Source organism: Vibrio sp. Of7-15, from assembly GCF_022347565.1.
Taxonomy (GTDB): domain Bacteria; phylum Pseudomonadota; class Gammaproteobacteria; order Enterobacterales; family Vibrionaceae; genus NORP241.
In genome coordinates this window covers 71,287-78,843 of the sequence record NZ_JAKRGH010000025.1, presented here as the reverse complement: position 1 = coordinate 78,843, position 7,557 = coordinate 71,287, and the positions used below count along the sequence as shown (strand labels likewise).

Here is a 7,557-nt window from a genome sequence, read left to right as displayed (position 1 = left end):
TTATCAAAAAATAACTGCATCTGGGTTTTACTCTTACGGTGCTCCAGCAGGTAAGGAGCGGCGTCAGGCTTTAGCGAAAAACTGCATGATAGGGGGCGGCATTATTGCGTTGTTATTGTTGTTTGTTGCAGGCCCCATTGCGTGTGTGGGGGCTGGCGCTGGGGCATTGGGGTTCTTAAAAATGGGCTCGATTAAAGACCCAGATCCAGAAGAAAGTGCTTGGCCTTGGTTAGGCATTTACGGGATTATTTTATTAAAAAAACCATTCCTTCGCGGGTTATATAAGATAGAGACTCATGCGGACAGCTACCTGATTCTGGATCCTGAGCAATTAGAAAAAGTAAAAATGATGGTGAAGGAATATGGTCAGCATGAGTTAGATATTTATAACTCAGATGTCGATCGCTTTTTCGACCGTTGGTGGGAGCACCAAGACACCATGCCTTTTAGGCAGACAGTGAAATAATAAATTAACGCTGTTTGTATGGAAGAAGGTGAGCCCGGCGCTCACCTTTTTTGTTTCAGGTTTCAGGACAAATCAGGCATGTACAGAAACAATCAGAGTTTGGCTGTGGCTCCAACTTGTGGAACCTCACCTATAGAACTCCCGTTTAATAAATGTACCTATCACTTTGTCATGCATTTAGGCGACCAAAGGTATGCACGATGATCCTTTTAAATCTTGTTTCCCATACATACTAAAGCCAACGTTGATTCTTCTTGTTCTGAACATATGACCATTACTCGTCCACTTTACAGATAAGTTCGATCTAAGCATTGTCAAAAGGAAGTGTAGTTACTTACTTTAGTTGGAGCTTTTCAGTGCCCTAAATACCGTATTAAACCCAATGTGTAATATTTTAGCAATATCACGCAACCCAGAATGATTCATGGTCATATCATACAATCAAGGTAACGGTAGAGCTGGATATTATTCACTCTGTGCCATGTTTACGAACCGATTTAGCTTGGGAGGAGTAGCGACATGGAAATTCGATGATAGCTATAAAAATCATTCTGAAATGAATAATAGTAAAGTTAATTTCATCATGTTGGAGCCACGACCGGGCAGTTTGATTAATTTGATTGTAAGCTATATTGGACTATGTTTAGAGGAATGTTGCAACTCATCAGCCAAGATATTCATTTTACCTACTAAAAACATCATACTGTCTATCCTCACATAATATAAGACCCGTTAAAATATATTCGTAAATATTGAAAGGCTAGAAAGGTCTCTTGATTTGATAAAAATCAAATGGATATTCCAAGTCTTTTATAGTAGAAAAATGATTAAAAAAGATCATTTATATTCTCATATCTACTACTGGTAATGTTAATACTCCCTTTTTTAAATTAAATTTTAATATTTTATACAGCCATTTTAGTGAGTGATGTATTAAAAAAATGAGGTAAAGCACCATGATGGAAATAATCATTGTACTTTCTATGATGCTTTTTGTTCTGATGCTAGGGTTGATGATGACTCCTAGTCCAAGTTTTGAAAGTGAAAGTAACTCGATTCAAACGGCAACCGATTTGATAAATAGTGGAAAAGAGTCTGAAGGGCGCAGTATGCTAGCATGGCTTGCCAAACAGGGTAATAGTGAGGCAGCGATTGTATTAGCGGAATTTAATAAGGAATCTGCAGACTGGAGTATGTTCATGTTAGGCAGTGATACTGTGCCAAATAGTAAACATTGGACAGTTGCAGAAGATAAGTTCGAAGAGTTACTCACTAAAAACGCTTTAGATGGTGACATTGAGGCTCAGGAAAGATTAGGGGAGTTTTATTATCAAAGACCTAAATATGATAAAACAAAAGAAAAAGCTCTACAGTGGTTTGAAAAGGCGGCTGAAAATGATAACCCTTCAGCTCTTATTAAATTAGGAAGCCATTACTATAATCTTCATATGAATGAAGAACCAAATTCAACTTCGTCATATGCATCAAAAGCACGGACCTATTATGAACGAGCGTATCATTTGGGTGAACTAGAATCAGATTATGTGGATATGCTGCTAAAAGGTATTGGTGGGGAAGCCAATATCTTAGAAGCTGAAAAAATATTAATTGGCCTAGCAGAAGAAGAAAAATATGCTCAATTCGATCAGCTTGAGCTCGCAAGGCATTACAGCGAAGCGACATATTTACCTAAAGATATTGATAAAGCTCGTTATTGGTATGAAAGAGCGCTTAAGAGTAGTGAAAACAGCTCATATATACAGCTACAATACGCTGATTTTCTTATTAGTTATTCGGATCAAGATGCCGATATTATTCAAGCCAAAGCGATTGTTGAACAATATATCGGTGAATGGAACGTATTTGCGTTGAGTACGTTAGCTAAAATGCATGCAACAGGGCAAGGAGCGAGAAAAGATGCACTGGCTGCTGCAATGTATTATGAATTAGTGGCAAAATCCCCTTATGAAGAACACTTCGAAGCACGTGATAAGGCGCTTTCTCAACTCAGAAGTTATGAGAAAAGGCAAGTGCAAAGTATGGTGGATCATTACCTTGTTAAAAATCCAATTCCTGATGAAGTGCAAGCTGAAATGGATATGGATTTTGCTCGGTTTATTATTACAGGGGGAGAAGTGTCCGGTCCTGATAAAGAAGATTTGATTAGAACATTGAAACGATTGGCGTTTACTGGTCATTCATTGGCTGTGAAATTACTTCCGAGGCTCTATGCTTCAATGAACCAAACATTTGATAGTTTGGTATGGCAAAAAGTAGCGCTAGAATCGGATACTACTATATTGGGTTATGATAAAGAGGCTGAATATCATTTTGAGCAACAAGCGGATAAATTGCCCCAAGAGCAACGTCAAAGGTTAGAAGAAGAATCGAAAGCTTTTATCATATTAGTGAAAGAGGGCACTATCTGAATTGGGTTAAATATAAATGATATCGTCTAGTTAACACTGCTTATAAAGGGAGCAATGTCCCAGTAAGTGTATTAATTCAAACTAGAACTGAGATTTCGAGTTGAAAAGAACCACTTTGATTAAAGGTGTTTGATCTGTAATAAAAAACTAAAAAGTAATTTTCATATTTTATACTAACCATCCAACATAAAGCGGGCCTTCTCAATGTTGAGAAGAGCTCGTAATGTATTCAAAGCCTGTAAGACCATGGATACATTACGAGATACTTCTATCGTTACCAAGAGTTGGTTGAAACTGGTGGTATCGACGCTCTGATTTATTAGGGTCGAAGAGAACCAAGCTTGAAAAACTGTGCTTAATTACCTCGTCTATTTCCCCATCCTACTCAAGTTCGAAGCAAACTTGCTACATTTATCTTACAAATGGAGTTCTTTCCATCTAGCGAATAAATGACTTGGCGAACTTTAAAAAAGTGTGACGATGAAGTTTATGGTGAGATAGAAGCTGCTTACTCAGGGTATTTAGGTTACGCTCCTTAAGCCCTACACGACGAAGTCATCTATCACCACTGCAGATACCTTGAATAATAACGTGTGGTCACTCTTCAATCGATGTTTCTAGGCTCAGCGGACTAAGGTACAGAATATTTTGTACCAATTTAAGTTGAGCAATATACTGCACTCATCAGACAATAGCTTCATTTTATCTATTAAAAACTACATACTGCCTATCCTCACGTAATATAAAATCCGCTAAAATGAATATTCGATAAATATACTATCAAGGTTAGAAAGACCTCTTTATTTGATTCGCTATATAATATATGTGGCTTTACGTTATTTACAGCGTAGCGGTTATTTGAGTGATATGGTAGTAAGTATAGGTTTATCTTTTTACGTAAAATTTTTATATAGGCTGAATCTATGGATTTTAAGATATTGCGTGTTAAAAAAACAGGATGATGCATCGTGACATTAGAGTTATTTATTACAGTTATAATTGTTCTTGGGTTTATAATATTGATGTATAAGGTGACTTTTGGCTCACTTCGATCAGGCCTTGCAAATGAAGAAAATTCAATTCAAATAGCAAGAAAATTGATAAATAGAGGGAGATTGTCTGAAGGGCTTAGCATGTTGGAGCGGCTTGTTGAACAAGGCAGTCACGAGGCAGCTATCATGTTGGCACAGGTCGCACCTTATTCCCCAGGTGATGAAGCCGAAAATGAAAAAGAAACGTCAGTTTATTGGTATGAGAAAGCGGCGTTGCTTGATGAAGAATATGCAAATTGGTTTATTTTCATGTTAGACAGCGATCTATTGCCAGATGGGGAACACTGGGTAGGCGCAGAAGATAAGTTAGAAGAGTTTCTCACTAAAGCAGCTGTAAAGGGTGATATCAAGGCCCAAGGGAAGTTGGGAAAATTTTATTACAAAAGACCTAAGTACGATAAGAAAAAAGAAAAAGCTATTAAGTGGTTAGAGAAGGCTGCGGAAAATGATGACCCTTCAGCGCTTATTGAACTTGGGAGGCATTATTATGACCTTTATATGGATGAAGAGCCAAACTCAACCTTATCATATGCATCAAAATCACGCAGTTACTATGAACGAGCGCATCATTTAGGTAAATTAGAATCAAGTTATGTAGGCATGTTGCTAAAAGGTATTGGTGGAGAAATCAACATCTTAGAAGCTGAAAAAATATTAATTGGGCTTGCAGAGAAAGAAGATGCCGAGTTTGATCAGCTGGAGCTCGCAAAGTTTTATAGTGAAGCGGAGCATTTACCCAAAGATATTGACAAGGCTCGTTACTGGTATGAGAAAGCTTTTAGCAGTAATGGAAGTTTCTCATCATATATACAAATAGAATACGCTGATTTTCTTATCAGTCATTCCGATCAAGATGCTGATATGGTCAGGGCAAAGGAAATTATTGAAGGGTATAGGAAGGAGTGGGATACATCTGCATTATTTGTATTAGCTAAAATGTATCATACAGGGCGTGGAGTTAGAAAGGATGTACTTACTGCTGCAATGTACTACGAACTAGCGGCAAAATCTAACTACACTGAAAATTTGAAAAAAAGGGATGAGGTGATTTCTATGCTAAGGGGCTATGAAGTAAGGCAAGTGCAAGGTTTGGTTGATCATTATCTTGTTAAAAATCCAATCCCTGAGCATGTACAATCAAAAATGGATATAACGTTAGCTCAACTGATCGTTAATGATGAAAATGCATCAGAATTGGATAAAGAGGATGCGATTAGAACATTAAAACGATTGGCGTTAGCTGGCTATTTTGAGGCAGTTCGATTACTTCCAAGTTCCTATGCTTCAATGAACCAAACGTTTGAGAGTGTGGTATGGCAAAAAGTGGCACTGGAGACTAATCCTATCAACTTGAGTTTCATCGGTTTTCGTAAGGAGCCTGAATATAATTTTGAACAACAAGCGGATAAGTTGACCCAAGAACAACGTCAAAGGCTAGAAGAAGAATCGAAAGCTCTCATCACATTAGTGAAAAAAGAGCTACCTGCATAAGATTAAGTGTACTAACTCAGCCCTGATCTGACAGTTACCCACTTTTCGCTCGGCTCCTGTCAGAATGATTTTTCATCGTCTAATGTTTCCATTGGCGTTTTGTTACACTAGACTTGGTCCTGATGCCTAACATTGAATTCTTGTTGTAGCTGATCGCGCTCAGTGACTGCTTCCTTATATTGATTGTTAACCGGGCTGTTTGCCCACAAGCTTTAATTCTTTAATTAGGCTTCGAAATTTAAACTGGCCAAGGCTTTGTTTCCTAATAGTGAATCTGCATTGCTTCTAGGCTATAAAACAGGATTAAAATCTGCTTACAACACTTGAGCTTACCTAACGAAAAGGGGGGGGGTAATCCAGTAAAATAGCTGATAAAGAGTGAGGTGTAGTGAATCATTCTTTTAGGAAACAAGGCCCTTAGCTGTGGATGCTTATACAAACGATATTGGTGCAGTTGAACTGAGTTTATCAAACCGCGAATTCAACTACCAAGTTCAACTCCGAATTAATATCAGACATCAGTCGATGTTTTGAATACAGATAACCTGAGACAGTCTTCAGAGAATTATCTCGGTAGTATAGGGAGCGTTACACTTGGTAGTTTAATTCTATATATATTTGATTTTAAGAATAAAAGTAACGTATTAACTATTGAGGTAATGTCAGGCTATAAGATATCATGCAGTCTAACATTGTCTCAATAGTTAAGGTTATTCTAATGGATGCATTTGTAGATTTTATTCTAAGCCTCGTCGCCTTTATGGGTGCTCTATCTTTATATAAATCAACAAAAAAAGAGGCGAAAAGGAAAAAGAATCTAAAGGATGTTAAAATAAAAACAGCAGATGGAATTAAGTCATTAACACCTCGTTCAGCTACAGATATTGAGCTAAAAGCGTTAAGTGCTTTATCAGATTTTAGGCTAAAAAAAGCTGATATATACAATATACAAGGATCAAAAGAGGAGCGTTCTTACCCAAATGAAGAAGGGTATGATATTTTTATCTGCGATATTCCGATTATTTTTAGTACTAACTCTGAAAAGCATTTAAACATAGAAAATAATAATGTAGAAATTGCAATAATTAAAGGAGTAGCTTTTATTCTATCAGTTAATAATACTTATTCATTAGTTAATGACTTTAATAGTACTACACCTTAATACATACAAAAATTTGATTTTTCTTCTTCAAAGCTGGTTTTATGGGCAAACCTCTATTAATGTGATTAGTTAATCAAAATTATGACTGATTCGGTTTTAGTAAGTGTTATCCCTTAATTTGGTAAACGACTTTTTCTTGGTATTAAATTTAGGTATTCAATGTTGGGAGGTCAGCCTCAGATTGAATACCGAAAACTATTAACAACCCTTTATAATGACTAAAGGTAGTAAACCAGCACAAGGTTCACTATAATTCACTTGAAATCAGAGCGTTTAATGATGCGTAATGAATACTAAGATTATGACTGTGCATGCCCCTTCACTATTCATTGGGAAAGTTGATGAGTTAGTGCAGCCTCTCGTACGATACAAAGTCTGAGTTGTCAAATAAGCTATAAAGGAGTGTATTTTCATAGAGAAACGTGGAGAGTATGAATGAAACAATTCGCTATATTCTATGGCATTACAACAATCATATGCGGTTTAGTAGGAGTTGCACTAGTCATAGAGTTATCGTTATCACTAAATGAGTACTGCATTTATAATACTCTAGGTATCTGTGAGTTAGACTATGAAGGACTAACTTTGTTAGGTGTTATGATATTTACGCTTGTTGTGGCGGCAATTCTATTTTTAGGCTTGATTCTTTGGTTGTTAATTCAGTTAACACTCATGCTTAAAAATAAGATTAAATATAAATAATTGACGGTTTACCCCTGAAATTTTTGATGACTCTTTATTCTAAAAAATCTAAAGTCAGTGCGGTTTTTTGAGCTCTACGGTTAGATCAAATGCAAAAATATGGTCAGCATGAGCTTGAACTGTATAACAAGGTGAGCCCTGCGCTCACTTTTTTTAGGATAAGAGAATACATATTAAATATAATCATGATTCTAATATGGTGATTTGAACTTTTAATAAAAATAGAACAGAATAACAGGTATAGAATTCATCTTA

The 7,557-nt window shown here is 36.5% G+C and carries 5 protein-coding genes and 1 pseudogene; all 6 read left to right on the top strand.

All coding sequences use genetic code 11. The features are described from left to right. The coding region (locus tag MHO82_RS20450) for a hypothetical protein (protein WP_239187164.1) at window positions 1-466 on the top strand (466 nt) is incomplete at its 5' end. A 959-nt stretch (window positions 467-1,425) separates the two neighbouring features. Continuing rightward, window positions 1,426-2,895 (top strand): hypothetical protein, encoded by a 1,470-nt coding sequence (locus tag MHO82_RS20445; protein ID WP_239187161.1) that lies wholly within the window; start codon window positions 1,426-1,428, stop codon window positions 2,893-2,895. 163 nt (window positions 2,896-3,058) lie between these two features. Beyond that, window positions 3,059-3,215, top strand: a pseudogene (locus MHO82_RS20440) (helix-turn-helix domain-containing protein); the annotation flags it as partial. A 648-nt stretch (window positions 3,216-3,863) separates the two neighbouring features. Beyond that, window positions 3,864-5,438, top strand: coding sequence for an SEL1-like repeat protein (locus MHO82_RS20435; protein ID WP_239187158.1), 1,575 nt, complete (start codon window positions 3,864-3,866; stop codon window positions 5,436-5,438). A gap of 718 nt (window positions 5,439-6,156) precedes the next feature. Next, window positions 6,157-6,600, top strand: coding sequence for a hypothetical protein (locus MHO82_RS20430; protein WP_239187155.1), 444 nt, complete (start codon window positions 6,157-6,159; stop codon window positions 6,598-6,600). 435 nt (window positions 6,601-7,035) lie between these two features. After that, window positions 7,036-7,302 (top strand): hypothetical protein, encoded by a 267-nt coding sequence (locus MHO82_RS20425; protein ID WP_239187152.1) that lies wholly within the window; start codon window positions 7,036-7,038, stop codon window positions 7,300-7,302. Window positions 7,303-7,557: the final 255 nt, after the last annotated feature.

Coding starts and splice junctions, on each gene's coding strand:
- MHO82_RS20445 (WP_239187161.1), top strand. CDS start 1,426: ATGGAAATAATCATTGTACTTTCTATGATGCTTTTTGTTCTGATGCTA.
- MHO82_RS20430 (WP_239187155.1), top strand. CDS start 6,157: ATGGATGCATTTGTAGATTTTATTCTAAGCCTCGTCGCCTTTATGGGT.
- MHO82_RS20425 (WP_239187152.1), top strand. CDS start 7,036: ATGAAACAATTCGCTATATTCTATGGCATTACAACAATCATATGCGGT.